Annotated in this window: 10 protein-coding genes; 3 read left to right on the forward strand and 7 right to left on the reverse strand. The window is 67.4% G+C overall.

Going from position 1 to position 13,517, the window contains the following annotated elements:
* Nucleotides 1-50: 50 nt before the first annotated feature.
* A complete protein-coding gene (locus HGB51_RS12350; protein ID WP_141739048.1) occupies nt 51-2,726 on the reverse strand; it encodes an autotransporter outer membrane beta-barrel domain-containing protein in 2,676 nt (891 codons plus the stop codon).
* A gap of 180 nt (nt 2,727-2,906) precedes the next feature.
* On the reverse strand, nt 2,907-4,664 hold the full coding sequence (locus HGB51_RS12355) for a peptide MFS transporter (RefSeq protein ID WP_070206823.1): 1,758 nt from the start codon (nt 4,662-4,664) through the stop codon (nt 2,907-2,909).
* Between the two features lie 206 nt (nt 4,665-4,870).
* Between HGB51_RS12355 and HGB51_RS12360 the strand changes: the two genes are divergently transcribed.
* The 3 genes from HGB51_RS12360 (at nt 4,871) to HGB51_RS12370 (ending at nt 10,343) form a co-directional block, all read left to right on the forward strand.
* Complete coding sequence (locus HGB51_RS12360) at nt 4,871-6,841, forward strand: OPT family oligopeptide transporter (protein WP_070206824.1); 1,971 nt, start codon at nt 4,871-4,873, stop codon at nt 6,839-6,841.
* A gap of 192 nt (nt 6,842-7,033) precedes the next feature.
* On the forward strand, nt 7,034-9,097 hold the full coding sequence (locus tag HGB51_RS12365; protein ID WP_070206825.1) for an alpha/beta hydrolase family protein: 2,064 nt from the start codon (nt 7,034-7,036) through the stop codon (nt 9,095-9,097).
* 10 nt (nt 9,098-9,107) lie between these two features.
* A complete protein-coding gene (locus HGB51_RS12370; RefSeq protein ID WP_070206826.1) occupies nt 9,108-10,343 on the forward strand; it encodes a DUF819 family protein in 1,236 nt (411 codons plus the stop codon).
* A 101-nt stretch (nt 10,344-10,444) separates the two neighbouring features.
* Here the strand turns inward: HGB51_RS12370 and HGB51_RS12375 are convergent, their stop codons facing one another.
* The 5 genes from HGB51_RS12375 to HGB51_RS12395 are packed head-to-tail and all read right to left on the reverse strand — an operon-like array spanning nt 10,445 to nt 13,470.
* A complete protein-coding gene (locus HGB51_RS12375) occupies nt 10,445-10,927 on the reverse strand; it encodes a hypothetical protein (RefSeq protein WP_070206827.1) in 483 nt (160 codons plus the stop codon).
* Between the two features lie 51 nt (nt 10,928-10,978).
* The gene (gene minE, locus HGB51_RS12380; RefSeq protein WP_070206828.1) at nt 10,979-11,236 is read right to left on the reverse strand and encodes a cell division topological specificity factor MinE; all 258 of its coding nucleotides are present in this window, start codon (nt 11,234-11,236) and stop codon (nt 10,979-10,981) included.
* 2 nt (nt 11,237-11,238) lie between these two features.
* Nucleotides 11,239-12,048 carry a septum site-determining protein MinD gene (gene minD, locus HGB51_RS12385; protein ID WP_070206829.1) on the reverse strand — a complete coding sequence of 270 codons (810 nt, stop codon included), beginning with the start codon at nt 12,046-12,048 and terminating at the stop codon, nt 11,239-11,241.
* 35 nt (nt 12,049-12,083) lie between these two features.
* Nucleotides 12,084-12,860 (reverse strand): septum site-determining protein MinC, encoded by a 777-nt coding sequence (minC, locus tag HGB51_RS12390; protein ID WP_141739049.1) that lies wholly within the window; start codon nt 12,858-12,860, stop codon nt 12,084-12,086.
* Nucleotides 12,861-12,873: 13 nt separating this feature from the next.
* Nucleotides 12,874-13,470 (reverse strand): GNAT family N-acetyltransferase, encoded by a 597-nt coding sequence (locus HGB51_RS12395; protein WP_070206831.1) that lies wholly within the window; start codon nt 13,468-13,470, stop codon nt 12,874-12,876.
* Between the last annotated feature and the right edge of the window lie 47 nt (nt 13,471-13,517).

The raw sequence follows: 13,517 nt of genomic DNA on the forward strand, positions 1-13,517 counted from the left end.
GCGCAACCGTGACCGGTGGCGCGGGCGTTTTCTACGTTACGTGAGGGCGATCAGAACGCCATCTGCAGCTGCATCTGCGCCTGCACGTCGCGGACTCCGAGCAGCCGCTCGGCCATGACCGCACCGCCCAGGTTGGCGCGGCGGTAGCGGTAATCCGCGCCCAGCATGACCCGGTAGTCCATGCCCGTGGGGGCCAGGCCGGGTACCGCGAAGGCGTGGTCGCCGGCACCGTGCAGGGTGGCACTGCGCGCGCTGGCGCGATGTGCCATGGAGCCAAACAGGGCCGCGTCGCCACGCAGCGTCCAGCCGTTGCCCAGCGGGCCGCTCACCGAGCTGCCCAGTTCCAGCTGCATGCCGCTGCGGGTGCCGGCATCCACCGACAGGCCGAGGGCGTCGGCCCCCACCTCATGGAACGCGCCTTCGCGCGCATGGTAGGCCGACGCGCCAAGCCGCGGCTGCCAGTGCAGGCCGGCAGCCACCATCTCGGTGCTGAGCGTGCTGCCCAGCCGCACGCGCGACAAGGCACGCTGGCTGTGCGCGCTCATGCGCGTGTTGCCCCAGTGCAGCTGGCGCTGGCCGTCGGTCTGGTGCCATTCGTTGCCCAGCGTGTGCTGCAGGGTGAACGCACCCAGCGACTGCGCCATGCCGATACCCGCAAAGCGCGACTGCGAGCGGGTCTGGCCGCCGTCGGTGGAGAAGTCCGAGCCGAGCAGGCCGGTGCTCAGCTGCAGCTGCCGACCACCGCCCAGCGACATCGCCATCTGCATGCCGGTGCCCACGCCCTGCACGCCGGAAGCGCTGGCAGAACCCGGACCGAACGCCACCATGCGGTAACCGCTGGCCGGCGTGGCGCGGGCCAGGCTCGACCAGAACGCATCGCCGTTGGCGGTCAGGCGCATGCCGGCCATGGCCAGGCCGGCACCGGAGAGCTGGTTGAGCGCGTAGTTGAACTCGGCGCCGCTGGCCACTTCCAGGCTGTGGTACAGCGCGTTGCTGGCGTAGCCCGCTTCCAGCGCGGCGGCAATGCCGTGGCCACCGGCATCGGCCAGGTCGCGGTAGTCGTTGCGGGTCATCACCACGTCGACGTTGCCGGCGGCGTCGCGCTCGGCCTGGGCCTGCCAGACCACGGTGGCGCTGCTGATGTTCTGCTCGCCGCCGTCGGCGCCCACGAACACCTTTTCCAGGCGGATCTGCGAGGCATCGGTACCGCGGGTAAAGCCGGTATCCACGTGCACGTCGGACAGTTCGCCGCCTTCATGCAGCACCATCTGCCCGGCGCTGCCGTCGGCATTGGTGCCCACGGTGTAGCCGCTGATCCCGCGCGGCGCCTGCCAGCCGAGGTCCGGGGCAGGGCGGTCGGCGTTCTGGGTGGGCAGGTCGGCGTGGACGCCGCTGCCGGCGCCGAACACGTTGACCTGGCCGTTGTTGATCAGGCGGCCCCCGCCGTTCGCGCCCATGCGGAACGCGTGCGAGTTGTCGGCGTGGATGTTGATCACCCCGCCGCGGCGGTTGTTGAGGGTGGCCGAGCCGTCGGACTGCATTGCGACCATGTTCTGGCCATTCTGGCCGCCGGCCACGCCCAGGTTGATCACGCCGTCGTTGATCAGCGTGGCGCCGCGCGCGCCGGACATCGCCACTGCGCCGTCGCCGGTGACGGTCAGGGTGCCTTGGTTGAGCAGGGTGGCGTGGCTGCCTTCGGCATGCATCGCCGACTGGTTGCGTGCGTTGCTGGTGATGCGTCCACCGACGCGGTTGACGCCGCTGCTGGCGTGGCTGTCGGCGACCAGGGTCAGCACGCGCGCGTTGCCGTCCAGCGTGATCTGGCCGTGGTTGTCGAACGCCTCGATCGGGTCGCGCTCGTTGCCCACCCGCGCGGTCACCGCATGCACCAGGGCGCCCTGGTTGAGCGTGCCGCGCGCGCTGACGGTGCCATGGTTGTCGAACTCGGCCATGCCGCCCAGCACGAAGCCTCCGCCGTCGACCAGCAGGCTGGCATTCCGGCGGCGCTCGCCGTTGTCGAATTCGCTTTCACCGCTCAGGGTCACCACGGTGTCGCGCAGCTCCATGCTGCCCAGGTTCTCGATATCCGAGTCGCCGTCGATGCGGATGCTGGCGTCCTGCGCGACCAGGGTGCCATGGTTTTCCAGGCTGCCGTCGCGCTGCAGGTGCAGCTGCCCGTGCAGTTCCAGCCGCCCGTGGTTGTCCAGCTCGCCGTCGTTCTCCAGCAGCAGGCGTGCGGCCTGGCCGATGCGCAGGGTGCCGGTGTTGCGCAGCTCGCCGTCGTTGCGCACCGCCAGGGTGCCCGCGCTGATGTGCAGGGTGCCTTCGTTGCGGGCGTTGCCGACCACGCGGGTTTCCACGTTGCGGTCCCAGGTGACGTCGCTGCCGGGCGCCGCCAGGTGCTGGTTGCCGCCGTACTGGCCGCTTTCGCTGCCGGGCGGGAGGCTGCCACCGCCGCCGCCATTGCCGCCGCCATCGCTACCACCGCCACCGCCACCACCGGCTGCCGCAGCAGCGCCGCCAGCCAGGGCCAGGCCACCCAGCAGCCACGCGCTCATGCCGCGCGATTCGCCGTTACTGTCGTCGCTCTCGTCGCACTGCAGATGATCGGGCGTGGTCGTGCAGTCGACGTCTTCGTCGGCGTGGGCGGGCGCGGCGAGGGAACTGCACAGGGCAAGTGCGACAAAGACGGCCAACGGCCGACGGGTAGGAACAGCGGGTGACATTGGAAACTCCATGGACGCATCGGGGAAAACGTGCAGCTGCGTCGGGCAGGTCTGCACGTGGGAGCGCCATGGTGGTCAGCCGCGGTCTGGCTGTATCTACAACTTGTTTCAACGCCCGCAAAGTGTGACTGGGTCGGATGGTGTTAAGAAGCGTTTATGTGCAGGGGTGCAGCGCCCGTGTCACTTCACCCCGTGCATCATCCGCTTCAACAACGGCGACCCCGCCAGTGCCACGGCGGCGCAGCCCAGTCCGATCCACATCAGCAGCCAGAACAGGTGTTCGTAGCTGGCCGCGGCGCTGGCGATGTTCATGGTTTCGCCTTCGGGTACCTCGATCGCGGCGAGCTTGCCGAACAGCGCGGCCAGCGTTTCGGAGAACGCGGTGGCCAGGAACCAGGTGCCCATCATCAGGCTGACCATGCGCGGTGCGGCCAGCTGGGTGACCGCCGACAGGCCGACCGGGGACAGGCACATCTCGCCGATCTCCAGCACCAGGTAGGCCAGCACCAGCCACCACACACTGGCCATCTGCCCGGTCGCACCGACCTGCTGCGCGGCCAGTGCCAGCGGAATGAAGGACAGCGCGCCGAACACCAGGCCCAGCGACGACTTGACCGGCTTGGAAGGATCCAGCCGACGCTTGTCCAGCCACGCCCAGAGTGCGGCGAACAGCGGGGCGAGCACCACCAGGAACAGGCCGCCCAGGTAGGTCAGCGAACCGGCGGTCTGCGGGATCACCAGGCAGTCGCGGATCAGCATCACCAGCATCAGCGCGACGATGGCGATGAACAGATTGCGCGGCGCGGTCGAGCCGGGGTTGCGCTCGGACAGGCGTGCGGCCACCACGAAGCCGAGCGGGGCCAGCAGCAGCGAGGCGATCGACCACGGCAGCGGCGTGCCGCCCTGGATTACCAGTGCGGGCACCAGGTCCTTGGTCAGCATGCGGTCGGTGAAGGTCACCCAGGAGCCGTAGGTCTGCTCGTACAGGGTGAAGAACACCAGTGCCATGAAGATCAGGGCCATCAGCGCGATCATCTGCTGGCGCTGCACCGGGTTGCAGCGGGTGCCGGTGAACCAGGCGAACCAGACCAGCACCGCGCCGAGCACGACGATCATCAGCATCAGCGCCAGGCTGATTTCGCCACCGAGGGCGAAGGCGCCGTTGGCGGCCGCCCACATCAGGGCGGCCACCGGCACCACGCCGAGCACGGCGGCCACGTAGATCAGCCATTCGCGGCGCAGGCCGAACACCGGCTGGCGCAGCGCCACCGGGTCGGTGGGTTCGGCGTGGCCCTGCAGGTACTTCTGGCCCCACAGGAACATCACCAGGCCGACCACCATGCCGATGCCGGCGGCGCCGAAACCGTACTTCCAGCCATACGCTTCGCCAAGGAAGCCGCACACCAGCGAGGCGAACAGCGCACCGAGGTTGATGCCGGCGTAGAACAGCGAGAAGCCGGAATCGCGGCGCGGATCGTTCTCGGGATAAAGCTTGCCGACGATGGTGGAGATGTTCGGCTTGAGGAAGCCCACGCCCATGATGATCAGCGCCAGCGACAGGTAGGTCACCCCGAGCGCGGCGTTGTCGCGCACCACCTCGCCGTTGATGCGGGCGGCGGCGTGGCCTTCGAAGGCCATGCCCAGGTGGCCCAGCACCAGCAGCACGCCACCGAACACCACGGCCTTGCGCATGCCCAGCCAGCGGTCGGCGAGCAGGCCGCCGAACACCGGAATGCAGTAGACCAGGCCGCCGTAGGCGCCAAGCAGGTCAAGCCCGGCCTTGTCGCCGAACAGGTGGTACTTGGTCAGGTACAGCAGCAGCAACGCCTTCATGCCGTAGAAGGAGAAGCGCTCCCACATCTCGGTGAAGAAACAGACGTAGACGCCTTTCGGGTGACCGAGGAAATCGTCGGAAGCAGGCAGGGCAGTGGTGGTCATCGGGCCGAAGGCGACAAAACAGGGCGCGATTATCACCGTTCGGACCGCGTCCAGCCACGGGATTGATATAATATAACAAATGGCCTTGCCCGTCCCGCCGACCGGCCTTGCCGATCACGGCGGATCGGGCATGCCATTCGGCACGGGTTGCCTTGTTTTGGCATGAACGCTAGGTTTGACAGGATTTTTTGCCAACAGGGGCATCCATGAACAACAACGACGCTGCGCCCAAACAGCTCACGCTCCGCGCGGTGGTGCTGGCCATCGTGCTGGCGGTGATCCTGTCGGCGGCCAACGCCTACCTGGGTCTGTTCGCCGGCCTGACCATCGCCACCGCGATCCCGGCGGCGGTGATTTCGATGGGGGTGCTGCGCCTGCTCGGCGGCGGCACGATCCTGGAGAACAACATCGTGCAGACCGGCGCCTCGGCCGGTTCGTCGATCGCCGCCGGCGTGATCTTCACGATCCCGGCGCTGGTCATCATGGGTTACTGGCCGGACTTCAAGTACTGGTGGGTGCTCGGCATCGCCGGCCTGGGTGGCCTGCTCGGCGTGCTGTTCTCGGTGCCGCTGCGGCGTTCGATGATCGTCGAAGACCCGCTGCCGTTCCCGGAAGGCAAGGCTGCGGCCGAAGTGCTCAAGGCCGGTGAGAACCCGGGCCCCGGCCTGAAGATCCTCGCCATCTCCGCCGTGATCGGTGCGGCGGTGAAGGTTGCCGCTGCCAGCGGCATGCGCCTGATCCCGGACGCCTGGGCGACCTCGGCCTACGTGGGCAGCTCCAAGGTGACCGCGTTCATCGGCACCAACCTGTCGCCGGCGCTGCTCGGCGTGGGCTACATCGTCGGCCTGAACGTCGGCATCGTGGTGGTGTCCGGCTCGATCCTGACCTGGCACATTGCCATTCCGCTGTACCAGGCATTCTTCCTCAACACCGATCCCGGCCTGGCCGCGTCGATCGCCACTGCTTCGTCCACCGACGCAGCGTTCGCCATCTGGAGCGCGAAGATGCGCTACCTGGGCGTGGGCGCGATGCTGATCGGCGGTATCTGGACCCTGATCTCGCTGCGCAAGTCGCTGCTCAATGGCGTCAAGAGCGGTTTCGCCGCGGCGCGCAAGAGCGGTGGCCCGGTGGTGGCGCACACCGAGCGCGACCTGCCGATGAAGTGGATGCTGGTGGCGCTGGTGGTGTTCACCCTGCCGCTGCTGGCGCTGTACCAGGCCATTGTCGGCCAGTGGCACGTCTCGATCCCGATGACCATCATCATGATCGTGGCCGGCTTCCTGTTCGTCTCGGTCTCGGCCTACCTGGCCGGCCTGATCGGCTCGTCCAACAACCCGGTCTCGGGCATCACCATCTCCACCATCCTGTTCGCCTCGGCGGTGCTGGTGGTGCTGCTGGGCAAGAGCGGCCTGACCCCGGTCGGCGTCGGCGGCGCTCCGCTGGGCGCGGTGGCGGCGATCATGATCGGCGCGGTGGTGTGCTGCGCCGCAGCGGTGGGTGGCGACAACCTGCAGGACCTCAAGGCCGGCTACATCGTCGGTGCCACTCCGTGGAAGCAGCAGCTGATGCTGGGTATCGGCGCGTTCTCGTGCGCGCTGATCATGGCGCCGGTGCTGAACCTGCTGGCCACCGCCTACGGCATCGGTGCGCCGACCGCCGAGCATCCCAACGCGCTGGCGGCACCACAGGCCAACCTGATGGCCTCGGTGGCCAAGGGCCTGTTCGGCGGCCAGCTGCCGTGGGACTTCATCGCCATCGGTGCGGGCATCGGTGCGGCCATCATCGCCTTCGACAGCTGGCTGAAGGCGCGCGGTTCGCGCTTCCGCGTGCCGGTGCTGGCCGCGGCCATCGGTATCTACCTGCCGCTGGAACTGATGGTGCCGATCTTCCTGGGCGGCCTGATCTCCTACCTGGTCGAGCGCTTCCACAAGGTGCGTGCCGACGATGAGGAAGGCCGCGACCGCGTGCACAAGCCGGGCGTGCTGTTCGCCGCCGGCCTGATCACCGGCGAGGCGCTGATGGGCATCGCCATTGCGATCCCGATCGTGGCCAGCGGCCGCGCCGACGTGCTGGCAGTGCCGTTCAGCCTGCCGGCCGCGCAGTGGATCGGCCTGGCCGTGCTGTTCCTGGTGGGCTGGCTGATCTACCGGACCGGCAAGAAAGCCCATTCGGCCTGATTCGACCGCTGATTGAACCCGACAAACCCCGCTCCGGCGGGGTTTGTCGCATCTGAGGTAGTGCCGGCCGCCGGCCGGCAACCAAGCGGTCTTCGGCACCTCCATGTGGACCGGGTGCCATGACGAGTGGCCTTTGCACCGGGGGCATTCGCGCCATTACCATCGGCGTTTTGCCGTTCCGCGGAGAACCCGATGAAGCTTCGTTACGCCCTGTTGCCGTTGTGCCTGCTGACCGCGCTGCCGTCGCTGGCTGCCACGCGTGGCCTGGATGTGCGCGACATGATCGCGCTGGATCGGGTTTCGGCCCCGCTGCTGACCGCCGACGGCGGCAACGTGGTGTTCGCCAAGCGCGTGCTCGGCAGTGACAGCAAGGCCAGCACCGGCCTGTTCATCCGCAACCTGCGTACCCGCGACGCCGCGCCGCCAAAGCCGCTCACCCCGGCCGGCTGGAACGTCAACTCGGCCGCGCTCTCGGCCGACGGCCAGACCGTGTACTTCCTCAGCGCCAAGGGCGGCAGCCAGCAGCTGTACGCGATGCCGCTGGCCGGCGGCGCCCCGCGCCAGCTGACCGACTTCGCGGTGGACGTGGACAGCTACCAGATCTCGCCGCAGGGCGACCGCGTGGCGTTCAGCGCCGGCGTGTTCCAGGACTGCGGTTCGGACCTGGCCTGCACCAGCAAGAAGCTCGACGCGCACAAGGCGCGCAAGAACACCGGTGAGGTGTTCGACAGCCTGTTCGTGCGGCATTGGGACACCTGGAACGACGGCCGCCGCAACACCCTGTTCGTGGCCCCGCTGCCGACCGGCAAGGCGGCCGCAGTGAAGGGCGCTTCGGCGATCAGCGCCACCCTGGCCGGCGATGCGCCGTCCAAGCCGTTCGGCGGCAATGACGATTTCACCTGGGCGCCGGACGGCAAGACCGTGGTGGCCAGCATCCGCGTGGCCGGCCGCGAAGAGGCCTGGTCGACCAACTTCGACCTGTACCGCCTGGACGCCGACGGCAAGCAGGCGCCGGTCAACCTGACCGCCGCCAACCCCGCTTGGGACGCCGGCCCGGTGTTCAGCGCCGACGGCAACACCCTGTACTACCGCGCCATGAAGCGCCCGGGCTTCGAAGCCGACCGCTTCGGCGTGATGGCGATGGACCTGGCCTCGGGCAAGACCCGCGAAATCGCACCGGGCTGGGACCGTTCGGCCGGCGAAGTGGTGCTGTCCGAAGATGGCAAGAGCTTCTACACCGCCGCCGATGACCTGGGCGAACACCGTCTGTTCAACATCGACATCGCGACCGGCAAGGCCACCGTGGTGGCCGAGGGCGGCAGCATCGGTTCGCCGGTGATCGCCGGTGGCACGCTGGCGTACACGAAGAACAGCCTCAAGAGCGGCGACCAGATCGTGGTGGCCGGTGTCGACGGCAGCAGCCCGCGCGAGATCACCCCGAGCGCCGGCCAGATGCTGCCGGACGTGGCCTTCGGAGACTACGAGCAGTTCCAGTTCAAGGGCTGGAACAACGAAACCGTGCACGGTTACGTGGTCAAGCCGTACAACTACCAGGAAGGCAAGAGCTACCCGGTGGCGTTCCTGATCCACGGTGGCCCGCAGGGCAGCTTCGGCAACGGCTGGAGCTACCGCTGGAACCCGCAGACCTACGCGGGCCAGGGCTACGCGGTGGTGATGATCGATTTCCACGGGTCCACCGGTTACGGCCAGGCCTTCACCGACGCGATCAGCCAGCACTGGGGCGACCGCCCGCTGGAAGACCTGCAGAAGGGCTGGGCAGCCGCGCAGAAGCAGTATCCGTTCCTCAACGGCGACAAGGCCTGTGCGCTGGGCGCCAGCTACGGCGGCTTCATGGTCAACTGGATCGCCGGCAACTGGAACGAGCCGTGGAAGTGCCTGGTCAACCATGACGGCGTGTTCGACCAGCGCATGATGGGCTACGCCACCGAAGAGCTGTGGTTCACCGAGTGGGAGCAGGGCGGTACGCCGTTCGCCAAGCCGGAGAACTACGAGCGCTTCAACCCGGTCAACCACGTGGCTGACTGGAAGAAGCCGATCCTGATCATCCACGGCCAGCTCGACTTCCGCATTCCGGTCGAACAGGGCCTGGGTGCGTTCACCGCCGCGCAGCGCCAGGGCATCGAGTCGAAGTTCCTGTACTTCCCGGACGAAAACCATTGGGTGCTGAAGCCGCAGAACAGCGTGCAGTGGCATGACACGGTGAACGGCTGGCTGAAGCAGCACATCGGGGAATAAGGACCTCCATATGCCCCTGATCCAGAACGATATCGTCGTCTTTGGTTTGATCGCCGCCACCCTTGGCGGCGTGTTCTGGACCGCCTCGCGCGAACAGGGGCTGTGGAAGCGTTTCTACACTTTCGTTCCGGCGCTGCTGCTGTGCTACATGATCCCCGGCGTCTACAACACGGTTGGGCTGATCGATGGGCAGAACACCAGCCTGTACAACCCGGTCGCGCGTGACATCCTGCTGCCCGCCGCCCTGGTGCTGTTGACCCTGGCGGTGGACATCAAGGGCATCCTGCGGCTGGGACCGAAGCTGATCGTGATGTACCTGGGCGCTTCGCTCAGCATCATGATCGGCGCGGTGGTGGCCTTCATGCTGATGAAGTGGGTGCACCCGGAAACCGTGGCCGGCGATACCTGGTCGGGCATGGCGGCGCTGGCCGGCAGCTGGATCGGCGGCGGCGCCAACATGCTGGCCATGCGCGAAGTGTTCGACGTCAACGCCACCACCTTCGGCCAGTTTGCAGTGGTGGACGTGGGCGTGGGCTATGTGTGGATGGCGGTGCTGATCTTCCTGGCCGGGCGCGCGGCGAAGATCGATGCCCGCACCGGGGCCGATACCTCGGCGATCGACGAGCTGAAACTGCGCATCGAGAAGTTCCAGGCCGAGCATGAGCGCGTGGCCAGCCTGACCGACCTGATGCTGATCGTGGCGGTGGCGTTTGGCACCGTGGGCCTGTCGCATGCGATTGCCGGGCCGGTCTCGGCCTGGTTCAAGGGGCACGTGGCGTGGGCATCGCAGTTCAGCCTGGACGCGCCGTTCGTGTGGGTGGTGGTGATCTCCACCACCTGCGGCCTGGCGTTGAGCTTCACCAGGGCGCGCAACCTGGAAGGGGCGGGCGCTTCGAAGCTGGGTTCGCTGTTGCTGTACTTCCTGATCGCCTGCATCGGCATGCAGATGGACCTGCTGGCGCTGCTGGAACGCCCGTGGCTGTTCGCGCTGGGCCTGATCTGGATCGTGGTGCACATCGCGCTGCTGCTGGCACTGGCGATGGCGTTGAAGGTGCCGTTCTTCTATTTCGCGATCGGGTCGCAGTCGAACATTGGTGGGCCCGCATCGGCGCCGGTGGTGGCGGCCGCGTTCCATCCGTCGCTGGCGCCGGTGGGCGTGCTGTTGGGGACCATGGGCTATGCGACGGGCACGTACCTGGCGTACATCGTGGGGATCACGTTGCGGGCGCTGGCCGGGGCGGGGTGATTCGCCTGGGTCGGGCGCCGCGATGACACGCATGGCGTGTCACTACGCGGTCCCCGAAGCGTAGCGACACGCCATGCGTGTCCCACGCGGTGCCGGATCGTTTACGGGTCCAACAACCCACGTTCAACCAACCACGCCTTGGCATCTTCGGCATCCTGCTCGAACCACGCCTGCGTCGACCCCAACCGATACGTATACCCCCACGCATCCATGTCGGCCATCAACCGCGCGCTGCCCACACCGGGCAGCTGCCCGGCCAGCACGATCTGCAGGTAACAGGTGGCATCTTCTTCCGGGACCGAATCGGTCGCATCGGTGTGCACCAGCGCACGCCGCTCCGGCGGCAGCACGATCAGGTGGCAGGCCTCGTGCAGCATCGAATGCACGGGGGTATCGCTGCGCACATACACGTCGCTGGCGATGATCCCCGCTTCGGGTTCGCCCCAGTAACTCCCGGGAATCGGTGCGCCATCGGCCACGCGGTGCAGCCGCAGCGCGTGCCGGTCCAGCAACGCCACGGCGTCGTTGAAATCGATGTCGCCCACGCGGGTGACCTGCGGTTCTGCTTCGGCGGTGGCGGTCATGGCGTTTGCGTCGTGCGCCCCTTCCCGGCAGGGAAGGGGCCTTGGAATGAATTACTGCTGCGGGCCTTCCGGCAGGGCCACCGAAATGTCCAGCACGTCGTGCTCACCGTCCTTGACCAGGTCCACCTTGACCGCGTCGGCGTCGATGTTCACGTACTTCTTGATCACTTCCAGCAGCTCGCGCTGCAGCAGCGGCAGGTAATCCGGGCCGCCACGGTGGCTGCGTTCCTGCGCGATGATGATCTGCAGGCGGTTCTTGGCCGTTTCGGCGGTGGTCTTCTTGGTCTTGAGGAAATCGAACAGGCCCATGCTTACCCTCCGAACAGCTTGCTGAAGAAGCCCTTCTTCTCCACCGAGGTGAAGCGCATCGGGCGCTCTTCGCCGAGGATGCGTGCCACCGCATCGCCGTATGCCTGGCCAGCGGCCGATTCCGGATCCAGGATCACCGGCTCGCCCTTGTTGGAGGCGTTCAGCACGTCGCCCGATTCCGGGATCACGCCGATCGCCTTCAGCCCGAGCACTTCTTCCACGTCGGTGATGCTGAGCATTTCACCGGTTTCCACGCGGGCCGGGCTGTAGCGGGTCAGCAGCAGGAAGGCCGGCACGTTCTGGCCGGACTCGGCCTTGTGGGTCTTCGAGTCGAGCAGGCCGATGATGCGGTCCGAGTCGCGCACCGACGACACTTCCGGGTTCACCACGACGACGGCGCGGTCGGCGAAGTACATCGCCAGGAAGGCGCCCTTCTCGATGCCGGCCGGGGAGTCGCAGATGATGTAGTCGAAGCCGTCGGCGGCCAGGTCCTTGAGCACCTTGCCCACGCCTTCCTGGGTCAGGGCGTCCTTGTCGCGGGTCTGCGAGGCAGCCAGCACGTACAGGTTGTCGAAGCGCTTGTCCTTGATCAGGGCCTGCTTGAGGGTGGCTTCGCCGTGCACGACATTGACGAAGTCGTACACCACGCGGCGCTCGCAGCCCATGATCAGGTCGAGGTTGCGCAGGCCGACGTCGAAGTCGATCACCGCCACCTTCTTGCCCAGTTTCGCCAGGCCGCAGGCCAAGCTGGCGCTGGAAGTGGTCTTGCCGACGCCGCCCTTGCCGGAGGTGACTACGATGATTTCAGCCAAAGGACTTCTCCTGATGATTCTGTTGGGTTGCCGCGTCAATCCAGCGCAGCGATCTTGATCTGGTCCTGTTCCAGCCACACCTGCACGGCCTTGCCGCGCAGGTTGTCCGGGACATCGTCCAGTACCTTGTAATGGCCGGCAATGGCGACCAGTTCAGCATGGAAGTCACGGCAGAAAATGCGCGCCGTGGTATTGCCTTGGGCACCTGCCAGGGCACGGCCCCGCAGCGTACCGTAAATATGGATGCTGCCGTCGGCAATCACCTCGGCACCGGCGCCGACCGTCGCCATCACGGTCAGGTCGCAGTTCTCGGCGTACAGCTGCTGGCCGGAGCGGACGTTGCTGGTCTGCATGCGGCCGGGCTGCGGGGCACCGCCAGTGGCGGCCGGCGTGGCCGGGGCCGGGGCGGGCTCAGCGGCGCGCGGGCGACGGGCCGGTTCCGGGGCCGGCGCAACTGCGGCCACCGCCGGTTCGGCCTCGGCGCGCTCGTACTGGGCGCGGAACTTGGCCAGCAGGGGCACGCCCAGCTGCTGCGAGAGCAGATCGGTTTCGTTGCTGCCGTAGGCCAGTGCCACCGGCAGCACGCCGGCGCTGCGCAGGCCGTCGAGCAGGGCCTGGGCGGTGGCCACGTCGGGCATCTGGCTCAGCCCGCCGAAGTCCAGGATCACCGCGGCGCGGCCGAACAGCTTCGGCGCGCGGGCCACGCGGTCGTGCATTTCACGGGTGAGGCGTTCCACATCGAGGGTGCGGATGCGCAGGTTGGCGATACCCACCTGGCCGATCTTCAGCTCGCCGGCCTGTTCAAAATCCATGTTTGCCGCCACTTCAGGTCCCCGTCGGTCGAGGCGCGCGCTGCAGCTCGCGACGGTGGCCCACCCAGGGCACGTCGGGCAGCGCATCGCCGTAGGTGTCGTGCACCCATTGGTAACTGCACAGGTCCTTGAGCAGCATGCTGGCGCGCACGTCCACGTGCGGCATGTTGTTCTGGCCGACCTCGCGGAAGCCGAAGCTGCCATGGAACAGCAGCGCCGCGTCGGCGCCATGGTCCAGGAACACCTCGCAGGTCAGCTGCGGGTAGCGCAGTTCGGCAAAGCTCTGGGCGTCGGCGTAGAACGCGCGGCCCACGCCGCCGCCACGGCGGCGGCTGGCCACCACGATGCGGTCGATATAGAAGAATTTCTGGCTCAGGTGCTGTTGGAACCAGGCGAAGTTGCTGCTGTCGTGCTGGCTGTCGCTGCCGAAGCCGATCAGGAAGCCGGCCAGGTTGCCGTCGCGCTCGGCGACGCGGAAATACTCAGCGGTATCGAAAAACAGGCGCAGCCGGGCGGCATCCAGCGGAAGGATGGCCAGGCCGGCGTTGTTGTTCAGGGCCAGGACGGAATCGAGCTCGTGCTCGCGCACGTCGCGGATGACAATCGACATTGTGACTCCGTGGGGTAACGCGGTTGGCCCCTCGCGGGACCCTGCCG

This window comes from Stenotrophomonas bentonitica (assembly GCF_013185915.1).
In the GTDB taxonomy this organism is placed as follows: Bacteria; Pseudomonadota; Gammaproteobacteria; order Xanthomonadales; family Xanthomonadaceae; genus Stenotrophomonas; species Stenotrophomonas bentonitica.